The sequence below is a fragment of the Acidimicrobiia bacterium genome, assembly GCA_035651955.1.
GTDB lineage: Bacteria > Actinomycetota > Acidimicrobiia > IMCC26256 > JAMXLJ01 > JAMXLJ01.
Genome location: DASRES010000090.1, coordinates 23,681 through 37,468, shown reverse-complemented (window position 1 = coordinate 37,468; position 13,788 = coordinate 23,681). Strand labels below are relative to the sequence as shown.

The window sequence follows — 13,788 nt, the reverse complement described above, 5'->3', positions numbered from 1 at the left end:
CTCGGGCCCTCGCTTCCGCTCGCCTCACGGCTCGCTCGCTACCAGCGCTTCGGGGGCTCGACCACGGTGCGGCCCGGGACCTGGCGCTCGAGCCCGTCGAGCAGCTCGGAGTACTCGGGCTGGTCGACCTCGTGCGCCCACATCACGAGCGCGTCCTCGTTCGTCTCCGCGTAGTAGTTCTTGCGCACGCCGACGGGACGGAAGCCGAACCGGCGGTACATGTCCTGCGCGGCATGGTTCGCCATGCGCACCTCGAGCGTGAGGCTCGTCGCGCCACGGTCGACGGCCTCGCGTGCCGCCGCGAGGAGCAGCCGCGTCCCGATCTTGTGACGGTGCCACCGCGGGTCGACCGCGATCGTCGTGATGTGACCGTCGTCGACCGTCATCATCAGCCCGGCGTAGCCGACGACCTCGCGACCGACGCGCGCGACGAAGTACGCCCGTGTCGAGCGCAGCGCGAGCTCGCTCAGGAACAGCGACATGCTCCACGGGCGCGGGTACACCTCGGACTCGATGCGCAGCACCGACCGCAGGTGACGTCGTCGCATGGGAACGACGTGGACCTCGAGCGTCTGCGCCTCCGGTACCGCGGCCATCACGTCACGCTCGCCACGCGCTCGAGCTCGATCTCGGCGTCGCTCTTCCGCAGGTACACGGGCGCGACCTCGGAGGCGGCGCAGAACTCCTCGCGCTGGTACCGCGCGGCGGCCAGCTCGAGCAGCGACGACGCGTCCGGCCACGAGCGTCCCGGCCCCGTGAGCTCGACGCGGTCCAGTCCGGCGAACCGGTCGCGGTGGAGCACCGCACCTTCCCCGGCGAGCAGCACCTCGTCGCCGCGTGCGGACAGCTCGCAGGCGAGGTCGTCGGGCGAACCCACCTCGTACTCCGACACGCGCTGCACCCCGCCGGGGACGGGGACGTACATCGCGTAGAAGACCTCCCGGCGGCGCGCATCGAGCACGGCCACGATCGCCCGGGACGCGAACCGCAGCGGGTACGCGACGAGATCCAGGCTGGCGACCGGGACGACGGGGATCCGCAGCGACTGCGCCATCACCTTCGCGGTCGTCACACCGACGCGCAGGCCGGTGAACAGTCCCGGCCCCACTCCGACTGCGATCGCGGCGAGGTGGTCGAGGCGCGTGCCCGTCTCGTCGCACAGGTACTGGATCGCGGGCGCGAGCTGCTCGGCGTGGCGCTGCCCGCCGACGAGCGCGATCTCGCCCGCGACGTCACCATCCGCGCCGATCGCGACGCTCACACGCGGCGTCGACGTGTCGATCCCGAGCAACAGCATCGTCAGCCTCGCGCCGCGTCGGCCGTCGCGAGCGTGCGAAGCCGCTCGTCCACCCGTGCGAGCCGGGCCGGCCAGTCACCAGCCGACGCTCGGAACGTGATCGCCCGCTCGTCGTCGTCGTGGTCGTCGTCGGCGGGCGCGCGCTCGAGACGGACCTCGAGCCGGTCTGGCGCGAGCGCACCGCCGGCGAGGTCACCCCACTCGACGATCGTCACGGCGTCGGTGCCCGCGATCTCGTCGAGCGCGAGGTCGATGACCTCCTGTACGCGCGCCAGGCGGTAGAGGTCGGCGTGGACGACGCGCATCCGCCCGGCGTACTCGCGCACGAGCGTGAACGACGGGCTGAGGACGGGCTCGCGCACCCCGAGCGCCGCGGCGACGCCCTGGGCGAACGCGGTCTTCCCGGCGCCGAGATCGCCCGCGAGGACGACGACGTCGCCGGCACGCAGCACGCTCGCGAGCGCGGCCGCGACCGTGCGCGTCTCCTCGACCGAACGTGTGTGCACATTCACGCGCGTGTGCCTCCCGGGCCCATACGCGCGAGCGCGCGCTTCGCGACGACGAAGTCCGAGCGCGCCTGCGCGAGCGCGGTACCACCGCTGCGCAGCACGGCCGATGGATGCAGCGTGGGGATCAACGTCGCGTCGCCGAACGGGAACTCGCGCCCGCGCAGCCGGGTGATCCCCTCCTTCGTGTCGAGCAGGAGCTTGGTCGCGAAGTTGCCGAGCGTGACGACGACGCGGGGCCGCACGAACCCGAGCTGCGCGGCCAGCCACGGCCGGCACGACTCGATCTCGACCGGCTGCGGATCCCGGTTGCCGGGGGGCCGGCACTTCACGACGTTCGCGATGTAGACGTCGTCGCGCGTCATGCCGATGTCGCCGATCAGCTTCGTCAGGAGCTGGCCGGCGCGGCCGACGAACGGCACGCCCTGCCGGTCCTCCTCCGCGCCCGGTCCCTCGCCGACGAACATCAGGTCGGCGTCCGGGTCACCCGTGCCGAACACGACCTGGGTGCGCCCGTCCGCGAGCGCGCACCGGGTGCACGCCAGCACCTCACGTTCGAGGTCGGCGAGCGAGTCGAAGTCGGGAGCGGGGAGGTCGAGGGCCACGGCGGCTCGCACGGGCGGGGTCGGCCGTCGATGCTACCGGCCCCGGGACCGCTCCGATCCCGGGCCGGCCGTGTCGTCGCCGGGCGGCCGCACCGCGTTGCGGACCGCCTCCGCGACGACGTCGGCCGTCGCGATCCGCAACCGGTCGACGTGGCCCTCCTGCACGCCCGTCGCGAGGACGAACGCGACGTCGCCGTCGAAGCGCGTGTGCGAGGGCTGCAGCGCGCGTGCGAGACCGTGGTGCGCGCTCTGGGCCACGAGGAGGCACTCGGTCTTCGTCAGCGCGGCATCCGTCGCGACGACGGCGAGCGTCGTGTGCTCGAGGGGCCCGAGTGCCGGGGACGGGAACGGCGGCGCGTCCGGCGGCGCGGTCGACCCCGCGAGCACGCGACCGTCACGGTCGACGACGTCACCGACCGCGTTGACCACGACGAGGGCACCGACGACCGCGCTCCCCGCCGGCGCGCTCGCGCTGCCCATGCCACCCGCGACGGAGTGCTCGGGTCCGTGCCACTTGCCGATCGTGGCGCCGCGCCCGACGCCGACACGCCCGTCGACGACGGGTTCGTCGCGCTCCGCGGCGACGGCGGCCGCGTACCCCTGCTCGGGACCGGGACGCTCGCCACCGGACGCGACGAGGTCGAAGATCGCCGCGGCCGGCACGATGGGCACCGGCCCGCCGCCCGTCGCGTACCCCGTGTCGCGTTCGGCGAGGAACCGCATGACGCCGTCGGCCGTCGCGAGCCCGAACGCCGAGCCGCCGGTCAGCACGATCGCGTCGACACGGGCGACGAGCTTCGTCGGATCGAGCAACGCGGTCTCTCGGGTCGCCGGCGCTCCACCACGGACCTCGGCCGACCCGACCGTGCCGTCAGGAGCGAGGACGACGGTCACGCCCGTCCCCGGCCCCGTCCAGCTCCCGACGCGTACGCCGGCGACGTCGGTGATCGCGCCCCGGCCGCCCGCCACGTTGGCTAGACCACTTCGCGGCGGGGGCGACCGGCCCCGACCGTCCGGGCGAAGTCGACGATCAGGCGGTCGACCTCGTCGGCGCGCTCGAGCATGAGCATGTGTCCGGCGCCCTCGAACGTCTCCAGGCGCGCGCCCGGGATCGTCGCCGCGATGCGCCGCGACTCGGCCGGCGGCGTGATCACGTCCGCCGTCCCCGACAGCACGAGGGTCGGCAGGTCGATGCGACCGATGTCGGGGACCAGATCGAGACCGAGCAGCGCGCGCGTCGCCAGTCGCGTGGTCTCCGGGTCGCACGACTCGATCATCTGCCGCACGAGCTCGACGTGGCTCGGCGCGGGCTCGCGGCCGAACCCGATGCGCGCGAGCAGGAACCCGAGGTTGCGGTGCCCCATCAGGCCGCCGACGTCGGGTACGCCGTTCGCGAGCCGTTCGACGACGGCCTGCAACCGCGCCGCGCCGCTGAACATCGTGCGCGCCAGCGTCGACATCAGCACGAGGCCGCGTACGCGCTCGCGCGCGACGTCGGGATGCCGCGCGGCGAAGGCCTGGACTGCGATCCCTCCCATCGAGTGGCCGACGAGGACGGCGTCGCGGACGTCGAGCGTCTCGAGCACCGTCCGCAGGTCGACCGCGAGGTTGTCGACCGAGTGGCCGCTCTCACCGCAGCGCGACTCGCCGTGCCCGCGGCTGTCGAACGCGAGCACCTCGAACCCCTCCACCGGCAGGGAGTCGAACTGCTTCGCCCACGTCCGCACCGAGAGCGTGACGCCGTGGCAGAGCACGAGCGGCGGCCCACTGCCCTTCGTCAGGACGGAGATCGTGCCGCCGTCGTGGCTGTCGAGCACGCGCACGCCGTCCGCCTGCGGGACGAACGACCGCCCGGCATCGGGGTCGTCACGACGGCGAGCGCGCGCGACGGCGAGCCGCTCGGCGCCGTACGCGACACCGGACGTCGCGGCCGCGGCGACGACGCCGAGGCCGGCGCGCTTCGCGATCGTCGAGATGCTCACCATGGCGCGCGGCGCGCGTTCACCTCAGCGGTAGCCGCGCGGCACCCGTGCGCCGATGCCGCACACGACCTCGTACGGGATGGTGCCGAGCCGCTCGGCCCACTCGGTCGCGGTGATCTCCTCGTCGCCCTGACGGCCGATGAGCACGACCTCGTCGTCGACGTCGACGCGGCCGTCGCCGACGTCGACCATGAGCTGGTCCATCGTCACCGTGCCCGCGATCGGCCGCCGGCCGCCGCGCACGAGGACCTCGCCGCCGAGGTGACCGAGGTTGCGCGGCACGCCGTCGGCGTACCCGACGGGGATGGTCGCGATGTTCGCGTCGTGGTCGAGCCGGTAGCGCAGCCCGTACGAGACGCGCTCACCGGCGGCGACGCGCTTCACGTGCGTCACGCGGGTCTTGAACGACAGCACCGGCTGCAGCGGCGTGGTGGGCGCGACGCGCGCCGACGGCGCGATCCCGTACACCGCGATGCCGCAGCGCACGAGGTCGCGCCGCGCGTCCGGGAACGCGATCGTCGCCGCCGAGTTCGCGGTGTGCACGACGGGCGGGCGGACACCGCGGGCGGCGAGGTCGTGGAGCAGCGCGTCGAAGCGCGCGAGCTGGTGCCGCGTGTACGGGTCGTCGGGCTCGTCGGCGACCGCGAAGTGGGTGCAGATCCCGCCGAGCGCGAGCTCGTCGTGGTCGAGGATCGACTCGAGCAGCATGGGCGCGTCGCGCACCGAGCACCCGACGCGGTGCATCCCGGTGTCGACCTTGAGGTGCACGGGGAACGGCGCGCGCCGGTCGATCCCGGTCGACGCCTTGGCCAGCGCCTCGATCCCGGGCAGCGTGTAGACGACCGGGGTCAGCCCGTGGGCGACGACCGCCGACGCGGCATCCGGCGGCGGCTCGGAGAGCACCATGACGGGCGCGTCGATGCCCGCTTCGCGCAGCGCGACGCCCTCCTCGACGAGCGCGACGCCGAGCCAGGCCGCGCCCGCCTCGACGACCTCCCGCGCGACCGGCACGGCCCCGTGCCCGTAGGCGTCCGCCTTGACGACGGCCATGACCTCGGCGGGCGCGGCGACGTCACGGAGCACGGCGACGTTGTGACGCAGGGCGGCGAGGTCGACCTCGACCCACGCCGGTCGGAATCCGGGCGGCACGGCCACCAGTTTCGCGTGTGTGCCCCGCCCGGCTGCGCATCACCCCGATCGGGGCTGGTCAGGAGCGCTCGTGGCCGCGGTCAGGTGCTCGACGCGAGGTGCTTCACGAGATCGCCGCGGGCGACGATCCCGACGAGCCGGTCGCCCTCGAGGACGGGGACGTGCGTGACGTCGCGGTCGTGCATCACCGTCGCGAGGTCCTCGAGGCTCGCGTCCGGGGAGACGGTGGGGAACTCCTTCTGCATCACGTCACCGACGGTCGCACCGACCGCGCGGCGCAGCTCGTCCTCGAAGCGGTGGAGCGCGCTCGGCAGCACGATCTCCGCGCCGAGGAAGCTGATGACGGTGGGGACGTGCAGGCGCGCCTCGGAGACGATCAGGTCCTCGTCACGCAGCAGCCCGACCAGCGCGCCGCCGTCGCCGACGACCGGCATCGCGCCGATGCGGCGCTGCGCGAGGACGTCGGCGGCCTCCTCGACCTTCTGGTCGGCGCGCGCGGTCACGACGTCGCTCGTCATGACGTCGCGGACGGTCGTCGGCATCAGTCCTCCAGTCCCGGTCCCTCGCGCAGCTCCGGTACGTCGCGCAGCGCGTCCACGAGGTCGCCGGCGAGGAGGCCAGTATGCCCCGCGACGTCGGCGGCGCGGCCGTGGACGAACGCGCCCGCGGCGGCCGCCTCGAACGCGGGAACGCCGCGCCCGAGGAACGCGCCGACGATCCCGGAGAGGACGTCGCCCGTCCCCGCCGTCGCCAGCCAGGGTCCGCCGGTCATGTTCACCGCGACCTGTCCGTCGGGTGCGGCGACGACGGTCGCGGATCCCTTCAGCAGCACGACGCACCGGGCGCGTGCCGCGAGCGACCGTGCCGCCGCGATCCGATCGGGCCCGACGGGCTCGCCCGCGAGCCGCGCGTACTCGCCCTCGTGCGGGGTGAGGACGGTCGGCGCGCGGCGCTGCTGCAGCGGCCCGAGGTCGCCGCGCAGGGCGTTCAGTCCGTCGGCGTCGAGCAGCAGCGGGACGTCGGCGCGCGCGACGAGCGTGCAAACCGCGTCGCGCGTCGGGTCGGCCGTGCCCAGACCCGGGCCGACGACGAGCGCGCGGAACCGATCGAGGGTCGCGAGCACCGTGTCCGCCGCGCCCGTGTCGAGCGCGCCGTCCGCGGTCGCGGGCAGCGGTCGCGTGATGACCTCGGTGCCCGACGCCCGCGCGGCGGTGTCGTCGCCCGGGAGGCCGCACCAGACGATCCCCGCGCCGGCACGCAACGCGGCGTGGCTCACGAACGACGGCGCACCCGTCATCCCGCCCGACCCGCCGACGACGTACACGCCGCCGACCGCCCACTTGTGCGTGTCCGGCGCGCGCGACGGCAGCCACGCGCGTACGTCGCTGCTCTCCGTCACGCCGGCGGCGGGCCGGCCCGGGTCGACACCGATGTCGACGACGTCGATGTCGCCCGCGGCCTCGCGTCCCGGCGGGAAGAGGAGTCCCGGCTTCAGCGCCGCGAAGCACACGGTGTGCTGCGCGTGCACGGACGGGCCGTCGACGGCACCCGTCAGTCCGTTCACGCCGGACGGGATGTCGACGGCCACGACGCCGGCGTCGCATCCGGCCGTCGCATCGGCGACCCAGGCGGCGTCGCCTTCGAGCGCACCGCGGAATCCCGTGCCGTACATCGCGTCGACGACGACGTGCGCACGCCGCAGCGCGCGCTCGCACGCGTGCCGGTCGACCCCGTCTGCGAGGAAGAACGGCTCGACGCGGATGCCACGCGCTCGGAGCACGCGGGTGACGACGACGCCGTCACCGCCGTTGTTGCCCTTGCCGCACACGACGACGACGTGGCGGCCGTAGACACCGCCCGCGACGCGCACGACGCGGCGCGCCACCGCGCGCCCCGCGCGCTCCATGAGCACCGGCTCGGGCGTCCCGGACGCGATGGTCCTGCGGTCGGCCGCGCCCATCTCCTCCGGCGTGAGGACAGGTCTCATGCGAGCGCGAGCGCGACCGCGATCGCGGTCGTGCCGGTGTGCGAGAGCGAGACGTGCCAGCGATGCACGTCGCGCGAGCGGGCGAGCGCGGCGGCGCGGCCGGTGAGCGCGAGGTCGGGCGCGCCGCTCGACGCGCGCACGACCTCGACGTCGCGGAACGCCAGGTCGCCGAGCCCGGCGCCGAGCGCCTTCATCACCGCTTCCTTCGCCGCGAAGCGTGCCGCGAGGCGCGGCGCGGGGTCGCGATGCGTTCGCGCGTACTCGCGCTCGGCCTCGCTGAACAGACGCTCCTCGAGCCGCGCGCCCCGGCGCTGCATCGCGAGCCGGAACCGCTCGACCTCCACGACGTCCGTCCCGAGCCCGACGACGACCCCGGCCGCGCCCGTGTCTGCGGCGCCGTCCGCGGCGTGGTTCACGCCGGCGTCCGCCACCGCTCCGCGAGCACGTAGACGGGCTGCGTGAGGAGGTCGGCGACGTCCATCTCGCCGAGGACCGCGTCCGCGAACGTCGGCTCGACCTCGGTCACCGCGCCCTTCAGCGCCGCGTAGCGGTGGCGGTAGCCCATCAGCACGCCGCGCGCGACGTCGGGCGCGAGACGGTCGTGGAACCGCACGTGCAGGAGCGTCATGCCGACGGTCTGGTTGCCCTTGACCTCGGGGACCAGGATCACGGTCCGGCCGTCGCGCCGGCCCTTCGCGACCGTGACCTCGCGCTCGGCCGCCGCGAGCTGCTTCGTGCCCCGCAGACGCGGGTCGGCGTCGGTGCGCGAGCGCAGCTGCGCGCCGAGCCCGCCCCGGTCGACGACGTGGATCGTCGCGTCGTCGTGCTCGGCGTCGCCGTCGATGCGGTAGCGCGTGAAGCCGGTGACCTGCGCGACGGCGGCGTCGAGGTCCACGAGCGTCCGGAGGGCGCGGTAGCTGAGGTTGTCGCGCGCGACGCCAGCGGCGAGGACCTCCTGCACGAGCCGGACGCGCAGCAGCGTCTCGTCGGAGCGCGAGATGCCGACCGTCACCGTCTTCGCCTGGTGCTTGATCGCGTCGATGGGCCGCGTGAGCTCCTCGATCGCGCTCGTCAGCGCGGCAGTCAGGTCCTCGATCACGGTGCTCGGCGTCCCGACCTTCCCGAACTCGACCTGGTACGCATCGAGCGGGACGATCCCGGTCGCGTACCGGAACATCGCGGCGAGGCGCACCGCGGTCGCGGCCTCCATCGCGCCGTCGTACGTGCCGTTGCGCAGCCCGTCGAAGAACCGGACGGCCAGGGGCTCGATCGCGTCCGCGAGGTCCGTGAGCACGTCGTCGTCGGCGACGGTCCCGGACGCGACCGACTCGATCGCGGCGCGCGCCTCGCGCAACGGCAGCGCCGACGCGTCGATCGCGAGCGCGGCCTCGTACCCGAAGAGGTGACCCGCCATCGCGGACAGGACGAACCCGAATGTCGGGTGGACGGCCGGCACCTCGATCGTCTCGAGCGCGGTGTGGAATCGCGACTCACCTTCGTTCGCGATCGCGATCGGCGCGGCCTTGTGTGCCCGGTAGATCGCGAGCTCCTTCGCGACGTCGTCCGCGTTGGAGCCCGACAGACCGGCCGCGCACACGAGGATGAGCGGCTCCGACGAGAGGTCGATGTGCTTCTTGTCCTCGGTCGCGTCGCAGGCGATCGACTTGTAACAGAGCTCCGAGAGCTTGATCCGCACCTCGTGCGCGGCGATGCGGTTCGCGCCGTTGCCGACGACGGCCCAGTACCGCCGTCCGGGCGCGTGCCGCTGCGCGGCCCCCGCGATCGAGGCGCGCTGCGCGAGCACGCGAGTCATCGCGTCGGGGAGCTCGCGCAGCGCTTGCAGCAGGTCGTCCGGCACCACGGGCGCGCCGTCGGCGCCGTCACGGCCGCTGCGGACCTCGTCGACGATCGCGAACGCGAGGAGGAAGCCCGCCGCGATCTGCGCGTAGAACGCCTTCGTCGACGCGACGCTCATCTCGACGTCGCGCCCGTCCGACGTGTACAGGACGCCGTCGCATCGATCCGTCAGGTCGCTGTTGCGGCGGTTGACGATCGCGACGACCGCCGCGCCGCGCGCACGCACGAGGTCGACGGTCCGGTTCGTGTCGGTCGTAGTGCCGCTCTGGCTGATCGCGACGACGAGCGTGTCCCGCATGTCACCCGCGAGGCCGAAGCCCGAGAGCTCCGTCGCCGGCATCGCGCGCACGTCGAGGCAACGGTCGTCGCCGAGCGCGTCCAGCAGCGCGGTCGCCAGGCTCTGGCCGGCCACGGCGGCCGTGCCCTGGCCGATGACGAGCACGCGTCGGATCTCGCCGTCGCGCAGCCGGGTGCGCACGTCCGGCGGCAACGTCTCGTCGCCGAGCGCGACGCGCACGCGACCCTCCTGCTCGACCAGCTTGCCGCGGAGCGTCTTGCGGAACGACGACGGCGCCTCACCGATCTCCTTCAGGAGGTAGTGCGGCGCGTCCCCCCGGTCGATGTCGCGTGTCGTGATCTCGGCCCGGGTCAGGTCGTCGTGTGACACCGGCAACGGCGTGCCGTCGTAGCCCGTGCGGCGGATGCCCTCGACGGTTCCGGCGTGCGAGCCGTCGAGCACGACGATCTGCCCGCGGCTCGCCGTCGGGTTGTCCGGGTTGGCCGGGGTCTCGCCGTCCATGCGGAGGTACACGGACGTCTCCTCGACGAGTCCGTACGGCTCGCTCGCGACGACGTAGCAGTCCTCGGCGAGGCCCACGTACAGCGCCTGCCCGCTACCCCGCAGTGCGAGGTGCAGCGTGTCGGGCTCGGCCGCGCTGCTCGCGGCGATCGCGACCGACCCCTCGAGCGACGCGACCGTGGCGCGGAACGCGTCGTCCACCGACAGGCCGCTGTCCACCCGGTGCGACACGAGCGTCGGGATGACCTTGGCGTCGGTCGTGATCTCCGACGCGATGTCCAGCCCCTCCAGCACGCGGAGGTCGGCATGGTTGTCGACGTCCCCGTTGAGCGCGGCCGTGACGTACGCGCGACGCGCGCCGCCTGGCGTCCGCACCACGTCGCTGTTCAGCGGGTGCGCGTTCGCCTCGGAGATGATCCCGACGCTGGCCCAGCGCGTGTGGCCGAGCACCGTCGCGCGCGCGTCGTCGCTCGCGAGCGCGAGATGCAGCAGCGAGTCGGACGCGATCTGGGCGCGGAGCGCCGCGACGTTGTCGCCGAGCTCGCCGATCTCCGCGGCGGCCTTGTACACCACGCTGAGCAGCCCGTCGGGCATGCGCACGGCACCGGCCCGGAACAGCGGGTCGGCCTCCCGCTCGTGGACGAGCCGCGCGATCGTCGGGTCGTCGAGGTCGAGCGCGTGGTCGCGGACGAGCAGGTGCAGGCCGGCCGAGTCGCGACCGCGCACCTCCAGCCGGTCGATCGCGGACAGCGCGACCTGGACGGACGTGAGCACCTCGACCGCGCCGTCGCCGAGCTCGAAGCCGGACGCGAGCTCCGCCACCGCGCGCGCCGTGCGCAGGCGGTCGCGGGCGACGGCCCACAGCGCGTCCTTGCACCGCACGATGGCTGCGTTGAGCTGCTCGAGCGAGCCCGACGCGCCGGCGGAGACGTCACCGCGGTCGAGGGCACGCTCGATCGAGTCGAGCCGTCGGGACGCGTCCGCCGCGAGCGCGCCGACCTCGGTGGCCGCGGTGCCCTGACGCAGCAGCGCCCGGACCCCCGGCGTCCCCCGCAGCGCGCCGTCGACGTGCTCGACGTGCTCGGCGGCCCGCGTCAGCGTGTCGACGGCGAGCCCTCTGCCCGCCAGGTCGAGGTCGTCACGGGCGGCGCGCAGGCGCGCGGCGAGATCGTCGAGCGACGGGGAGACGCGCCGACCGGGCCGGCGGACGACGCCGATGATTCCGCACATGAAGCTGGCTCCTGGGACGGGTCCCAGCCCGACCCGCCGCGCGCGACGGGTGCCCCCCGGGTCGGGTCAGTCTAGATGCCCTGCAGCGGAGCCCGATCCAGGCCCGTGACCGCGTCGACCAGGCGGTCCGCGCACTGCTGGGCACGCGCCTCGGTGGTCGCTTCGACCATCACGCGCACGACCGGCTCCGTGCCCGACACCCGGACGAGCACGCGCCCGTCGTCGGCGAGCTCGTCCTCCACGGCGCGGATCACGTCACGAACGGTCGCGGCCCCATCGCCGTCGAGGATCGTCTTGTCCGACACCCGGACGTTCCGCAGCACCTGCGGCAGGCGCGTCATGACGCCGGCGAGGTCCGAGAGCGGGCGGCCCGACCGGCGCACGACGTCGAGGAGCACGATGCCCGTGAGCGTGCCGTCGCCCGTCGTGGCGTGGTCGGCGAGGATCACGTGCCCCGACTGCTCACCGCCGAGCGCGAGGTCGCGCTCGTCCATGGCGACGAGCACGTTGCGGTCGCCCACCGCGGTCTCGACGAGCTCGATGCCGTGCTCGTGCAGTGCACGCCGAAGGCCGAGGTTCGACATCACCGTGGCGGCGAGCGCGTCGTGGCGGAGTCGCCCGTGCTGCGCGAGGTCGAGGGCGAGGATCGCGAGCACCTGGTCGCCGTCGACGATCTCGCCGCGCTCGTCGATCGCGATCACCCGGTCGGCATCGCCGTCGAACGCGAGCCCCGCGTCGGCGTGCTCGGCGACGACCGCGCGCTGCAACGCGGACGGGTCGGTCGAGCCACACGCCGCGTTGATGTTCGTCCCGTCCGGCGTGTCGTTGAGGACGGTCACGCGCGCGCCGAGCGCTCGGAACGCGGCGGGCGCGACGACCGACGCCGCTCCGTTGCCGCAGTCGACGACGACGTGCAGCCCCTCGAGCGTCCGTCCTTCGAGCGTGGCTGCGAGGTGGTCGACGTAGCGCTGCGACGCGGACGGCTCGGTCCGCCACGCGCCGACGTCCTCGCCGTCGGGCGCGTGCCGGTCCGGGGTCGCGCCGTTGGGGTCGCCGATGAGCGCGGCGAGGAGGTGCTCGACGCGACGCTCGGTGTCGTCGGGGATCTTCCGGCCGCCCGGCGCGAACAGCTTGATGCCGTTGTCCGGGAACGGGTTGTGGCTCGCCGAGATCATCGCGGCCGGGAGCGCGTCCACCTGGGAGAGGTACGCGACACCCGGCGTCGGCAGCACGCCGACGCTCACGACGTCGACGCCCTCCGCGCACAGTCCGGCGACGAGCGCGGCTTCGAGGAGCGTCCCGGAACGGCGGGTGTCGCGCCCGACGAGCCAGGTGCGCGCGTCGAGCACCCGTGCCGCGACCCGTCCGAGCGCGGTCACGAGCTCGGGCGTGAGATCGCGGTTCGCGACGCCGCGCACGCCGTCGGTGCCGAAGCGCAGCGTCACGGGACGAGCAGCGGGACGGCGGTCAGCGCTTGGAGTACTGCGGCGCCTTGCGGGCCTTCTTGAGCCCGTACTTGCGCCGCTCCTTCTCGCGCGCGTCACGCGTCAGGAGCCCCGCCTTCTTGAGCTGGGGCCGGATGTCGCCGTCGAGCGCGACCAGCGCACGCGCGATGCCGAGCCGCAGCGCGCCGGCCTGCCCGCTGATGCCACCGCCGTCGACCGTCGCGTCGACGTCGTAGACGTCGGACGTCTGGCTGATGCGCATCGGCTCGGTCGCGATCACGCGGTGCGTGAGGATCGGGAAGTAACGCTCGAACTCGTGCCCGTTGATCACGATCTTCCCGGTGCCCGGACGCAGCCGCACGCGGGCGACCGCCTCCTTGCGCCGACCGGTGGTCTGGATCAGGGGCTTGGGCACGGCGTCCTCTCGTGGTCCGGGCTACTGCGCGGCGCGCGCCGACGCGAGCGTGCGCGGCTGCGGCTGCTGGGCGGCGTGGGGATGCGTCGGCCCCGCGTAGACGCGGAGCTTGCGCAGCATCGAGCGGCCGAGCCGGTTCTTCGGCAGCATCCCCCGCACCGCGAGGCGCACGACCTTCTCGGGGTCGCGCTCGAGCACGTGCGCGAGATTCGTCTTTCGCAGACCGCCCGGGTAGCCCGAGTGGCGGTAGTAGAGCTTCTGGTCCGCCTTGCGGGGCGTGATCGCGAGCTTGGCCGCGTTCACGACGATCACGTGGTCCCCGGTGTCGACGTGCGGCGCCCAGATCGCCTTGTGCTTGCCTCGCAGCAACGTCGCGACCTCGGTCGCGAGCCGCCCGAGGACCGCACCGTCCGCGTCGACGACGTGCCAGGCACGCTCGATGTCGCTCGGCTTCGGCGAGTACGTGGGCACCGCGAACACACCTCGAGATCGGACGGGCGGGGGCGCGTGACACCG

General features: G+C 74.0%; 14 protein-coding genes. All 14 read right to left on the bottom strand.

Annotation, left to right across the window (positions count from 1 at the left end; translation table 11 throughout):
- Positions 1-38: 38 nt before the first annotated feature.
- Entirely contained in the window at positions 39-596 is a 558-nt protein-coding gene (gene rimI, locus VFC33_19990; GenBank protein ID HZR15525.1) for a ribosomal protein S18-alanine N-acetyltransferase, read from the bottom strand.
- Complete coding sequence (gene tsaB / locus VFC33_19985; GenBank protein ID HZR15524.1) at positions 596-1,297, bottom strand: tRNA (adenosine(37)-N6)-threonylcarbamoyltransferase complex dimerization subunit type 1 TsaB; 702 nt, start codon at positions 1,295-1,297, stop codon at positions 596-598. Before tsaB ends, rimI begins: the two co-directional genes overlap by 1 nt.
- A gap of 2 nt (positions 1,298-1,299) precedes the next feature.
- Positions 1,300-1,809 carry a tRNA (adenosine(37)-N6)-threonylcarbamoyltransferase complex ATPase subunit type 1 TsaE gene (gene tsaE / locus VFC33_19980; GenBank protein ID HZR15523.1) on the bottom strand — a complete coding sequence of 170 codons (510 nt, stop codon included), beginning with the start codon at positions 1,807-1,809 and terminating at the stop codon, positions 1,300-1,302.
- The gene (locus VFC33_19975; GenBank protein ID HZR15522.1) at positions 1,806-2,408 is read right to left on the bottom strand and encodes a uracil-DNA glycosylase; all 603 of its coding nucleotides are present in this window, start codon (positions 2,406-2,408) and stop codon (positions 1,806-1,808) included. Before VFC33_19975 ends, tsaE begins: the two co-directional genes overlap by 4 nt.
- Before the next feature lie 33 nt (positions 2,409-2,441).
- Positions 2,442-3,377 carry a P1 family peptidase gene (locus VFC33_19970; GenBank protein ID HZR15521.1) on the bottom strand — a complete coding sequence of 312 codons (936 nt, stop codon included), beginning with the start codon at positions 3,375-3,377 and terminating at the stop codon, positions 2,442-2,444.
- 5 nt (positions 3,378-3,382) lie between these two features.
- The gene (locus VFC33_19965; GenBank protein ID HZR15520.1) at positions 3,383-4,393 is read right to left on the bottom strand and encodes an alpha/beta fold hydrolase; all 1,011 of its coding nucleotides are present in this window, start codon (positions 4,391-4,393) and stop codon (positions 3,383-3,385) included.
- Between the two features lie 21 nt (positions 4,394-4,414).
- A complete protein-coding gene (gene alr / locus VFC33_19960; protein HZR15519.1) occupies positions 4,415-5,539 on the bottom strand; it encodes an alanine racemase in 1,125 nt (374 codons plus the stop codon).
- A gap of 80 nt (positions 5,540-5,619) precedes the next feature.
- On the bottom strand, positions 5,620-6,081 hold the full coding sequence (locus tag VFC33_19955; protein HZR15518.1) for a CBS domain-containing protein: 462 nt from the start codon (positions 6,079-6,081) through the stop codon (positions 5,620-5,622).
- Entirely contained in the window at positions 6,081-7,526 is a 1,446-nt protein-coding gene (locus VFC33_19950; protein ID HZR15517.1) for an NAD(P)H-hydrate dehydratase, read from the bottom strand. The genes VFC33_19955 and VFC33_19950 overlap by 1 nt, the downstream gene beginning before the upstream one ends.
- Positions 7,523-7,957, bottom strand: a complete 435-nt coding sequence (locus tag VFC33_19945; protein ID HZR15516.1) for a holo-ACP synthase — start codon at positions 7,955-7,957, stop codon at positions 7,523-7,525. Before VFC33_19945 ends, VFC33_19950 begins: the two co-directional genes overlap by 4 nt.
- Complete coding sequence (locus VFC33_19940) at positions 7,939-11,412, bottom strand: SIS domain-containing protein (protein ID HZR15515.1); 3,474 nt, start codon at positions 11,410-11,412, stop codon at positions 7,939-7,941. The genes VFC33_19945 and VFC33_19940 overlap by 19 nt, the downstream gene beginning before the upstream one ends.
- Before the next feature lie 71 nt (positions 11,413-11,483).
- Complete coding sequence (gene glmM / locus VFC33_19935; protein ID HZR15514.1) at positions 11,484-12,857, bottom strand: phosphoglucosamine mutase; 1,374 nt, start codon at positions 12,855-12,857, stop codon at positions 11,484-11,486.
- 22 nt (positions 12,858-12,879) lie between these two features.
- The gene (rpsI, locus tag VFC33_19930; protein ID HZR15513.1) at positions 12,880-13,272 is read right to left on the bottom strand and encodes a 30S ribosomal protein S9; all 393 of its coding nucleotides are present in this window, start codon (positions 13,270-13,272) and stop codon (positions 12,880-12,882) included.
- Positions 13,273-13,293: 21 nt separating this feature from the next.
- Positions 13,294-13,743, bottom strand: a complete 450-nt coding sequence (rplM, locus tag VFC33_19925) for a 50S ribosomal protein L13 (protein HZR15512.1) — start codon at positions 13,741-13,743, stop codon at positions 13,294-13,296.
- Positions 13,744-13,788 lie beyond the last annotated feature (45 nt).